This window comes from Actinosynnema sp. NPDC059797, assembly GCF_042732085.1.
Lineage (GTDB): Bacteria > Actinomycetota > Actinomycetes > Mycobacteriales > Pseudonocardiaceae > Actinosynnema.
Map to the genome: position 1 here is coordinate 1 of NZ_JBHWIE010000592.1, position 2970 is coordinate 2970.

The 2970-nt window shown below is 75.5% G+C and carries 4 protein-coding genes; 2 read left to right on the plus strand and 2 right to left on the minus strand.

All coding sequences use genetic code 11. The annotated features are described in order from the left end of the window. Positions 1-87: 87 nt before the first annotated feature. Positions 88-297, minus strand: a complete 210-nt coding sequence (locus ACFV4N_RS42130; protein ID WP_499678297.1) for a DUF5988 family protein — start codon at positions 295-297, stop codon at positions 88-90. Positions 298-680: 383 nt separating this feature from the next. Further along, complete coding sequence (locus ACFV4N_RS42135) at positions 681-1547, minus strand: MerR family transcriptional regulator (protein WP_499678298.1); 867 nt, start codon at positions 1545-1547, stop codon at positions 681-683. Positions 1548-1658: 111 nt separating this feature from the next. Between ACFV4N_RS42135 and ACFV4N_RS42140 the strand changes: the two genes are divergently transcribed. Together ACFV4N_RS42140 and ACFV4N_RS42145 are read left to right on the plus strand one after the other, a co-directional pair. Next, a complete protein-coding gene (locus ACFV4N_RS42140) occupies positions 1659-2120 on the plus strand; it encodes an SPW repeat domain-containing protein (protein ID WP_499678299.1) in 462 nt (153 codons plus the stop codon). Continuing rightward, positions 2117-2970 (plus strand): universal stress protein (locus ACFV4N_RS42145; RefSeq protein ID WP_499678300.1); only part of this gene is annotated, 854 nt, incomplete at its 3' end. The genes ACFV4N_RS42140 and ACFV4N_RS42145, both read left to right, overlap by 4 nt.

Consider the following 2970-nt stretch of genomic DNA (forward strand, 5'->3'; position numbering starts at 1 on the left):
GGGGGGGCGCCCCCCGGCCCCGCCGGGGGCGCGCCCCGGGGGGGGGGCGCCCCCGCGCGCGGCCCGGCCCCCCCCCCCACCGCGCGGTCACTCGGCGATGCGCGTCCGCCCGGACCAGGCGAACACGGCGAGCGTCTCACCGCCCTGGCTGCGGAACTCGCCGGTGTGGCTGAAGTGCTCGTAGCCGGCGCCGTAGCTGATCTTCACCTTGTCGTCGAGGTTCGACACCTCGCACACCCGCTCCACCTCGGGCAGCTCGGTCGGACCGCCGACCAGCGTGGCTCGTTGGAACTTCACGTGCAGACCCCCAAGTACTCGCAAGAACGATTCTTCGAAACCGGCCTTCCGGTGTGTTCCGCATCTCATGCTGAGGACGGCGCGGGGGTGTGTCAAGCAATATCGGTGCGAGTGCCCGACATTTCTGTGGTCCTCGGTATTGATTAGGGGTCACATTCTTCGGAAAAGGGGTTGCGCGCGGTCGCGTGCACCCGTCCGGACCAACGGATCGCCTCCTCCGAACGGCCCAGGCACGAGAGGTGATCCACTTCCCGCTCCGCGTCCCCGGTCGCGGGTCCTGACCGGAATTCGATCCGATCCGGGTATTTCCGGCCGGGGGCGCTCCATTCCGCTGCCCGTTCGGTTGTTCACGCCCTTGCGCGAAAGGGCGGATATCGACGCCGTCACGTCACGTCTTCGGTCACGTCTCCGGCCACGTCGTCGGGCCCGTCCAGTTCGCGGATCGCCACGGCGGTCTCCACGCCGTCCTCGTGCAGCACGTACCGCAGGCAGGACACGTCGACGTAGGCGTCGTCGAGGGGGTGCGAGACCAGGCGCGAGAACGCGGTGCCGAACTTGGCCATCGAACTCCGGCCCGGCATGAGGATCGACAGCTCCTCCCGGGCCTCGAAGCCCTGCACCTCGACGTCGTCCGGCAGGCCCGCGAGCGCCGCCCCGCCCGTCTCGACCGGGACCTTCACCAGCCAGTGCGGCCCCTCCGCGGTCATGCCGCGCCGCTTCTGCTCGGGCGTCTCGATCGCCCACGTCCGCCACGGCGCCCCGGCCACCACCGCCCCGCACGACTCCACGGCCTCGACCAGGTGCCGGACGGCCGCGGTGGTGGCGGCGTCCGACTCCGCCCAGTCGTACCGGTCCCGGGCGGCCGGGGGGCCGGGCACCGGCGTCGACACCACGGTCATCGCGGGCACGTGCCGGCGCCGCACCTCCGGCGGCGAGCCGAACAGCCGGCGCGCGTCGTCGATCGCCTCGTCCTGGGCCCGCCGCAGGCGCAGGACCTCCTCCTCGTGCCGGCGCAGCAGGTCGAGCGCGGCGTCGGGCTCGTCGAGCACGCGCCGGACCAGGTCGACGCTCATCCCCGCGCCGCGCAGGGCGGTGATCAACACGGCCTGCTCGACCTGGTCGAACGAGTACCCGCGGTAGCCGGTCCGCTCGTCGACCTCGGCCGGCACCAGGAGGTCCTTGGCGTGGTAGAACCGCAGCGCCTGCGGCGACAGGTGGCACATCTCGCTGAACTCACCGATGGACAACACGCGACCATGGTCGACCTTGTGGTTGCCACAAGGTCAAGCGCCGCAGGTCGCGGCGGCGGGTTCGACCGGGGAACGCGGGGAAGCCCACCGTCGACAGGACGGAGGCGCGGCATGACCACACGCAGCCAGGACCCGCCGCCCGGACCGCGACCCGGCCCACCGCTCGGCCCGCGGCCCGCCGATCCCTACGGGGTGATCGCCGACAGCGGGGCGCGCGAACCCGTGGTGGCGAGCGCCGCGAGCGGTGTCGCGGTCCTGGCCGGGCTGTGGGCGGCCGTCGCGCCGTTCACCCAGGACGGCCCCCGGTGGTGGCACGACGTGGCACTGGGCGCGGTGATCGCGCTGCTGTCCCTGGTCCGCTCGCTGGCACCCGCGCGCGCCGCCTGGCTGAGCCTGGTGGTCGCGGTGTCGGGGCTGTGGCTGCTGTGCTCACCCGTCCTGCTCGACCACCGGCCCCACCCGGTCACCGCCGCCGTGGTCGGTGCCGTGGTGGTCGTGGCCGGTGTCGTCGGCGCGGTGGTCACCCACCGGTACCGGAGACCCGGTCGGGTGGGCGGGGGAGGGGCGTCGTGACCGGGCCGGGTGGTGACGCGGTGGTGGCCGGCGTCGACGGGACCGCGGTGTCGGAGCGCGCCGCGCTGTGGGCCGCCCGGCAGGCGGCGGCGTTCGACCTGCCCCTGGTGCTGGTGCACGGCCTGCGGTGGCCCGTCCAGGCGCAGGTCTACCCGAACGCGCCCCTGGACATCGGCGCCGTCGACCCCGCCGCGGTCGAGGAACCGGCGCGGCGGTGGGCCCGGGACGTGCTCGACGGGCTCGCCCGGCGCTGCGCCGGGGCGACGGGCGTCGAGGTGCGCACCGAGGTCCTGTCGGGCGACCCGGCGAACGCCGTGGTCCTGGCCGCGGACCGGGCGGCCCTGGTGGCGGTCGGGCACGCCCGGCACGGCGGGGTCGCCCGGTTCCTGCTCGGGTCCACCGCGGACCGGCTCACCAGGTCCTGCCCGTGGCCGGTCGTGGTGGTCCGCGAGGAGGCCTCCGCCGACGAGCGGCGCGACCGCGGGCCGGTGGTGGTCGGCGCGGACGGGTCCGGGGTGGGCGACCGGGCGGTCCGGTTCGCGTTCCGGTTCGCGGCCGGGCACGGCAGCGAGGTGGTGGTCGTGCACGCCTCCGACGACGCGGCGGACGCGGCCGGGGAGGGCGCGCCGCGCGAGGCGTGGGGCCGGGCGGCCGAGGAGTGCGCGCGGTCGCACCCCGGGGTGCCGAGCCGGCTGGTGGCCGCCGCGGGCCCGCCGGCGGACGCGCTGCTCGCCGCGTCCGCCGAGGCGTCCCTCCTGGTCGTCGGCAGCCGTGGTCGGGGCGCGGTGCGCCGGGCGCTGCTCGGCTCGGTCAGCCACGAGGTGGTCGAGGCCGCGCCGTGCCCGGTGGC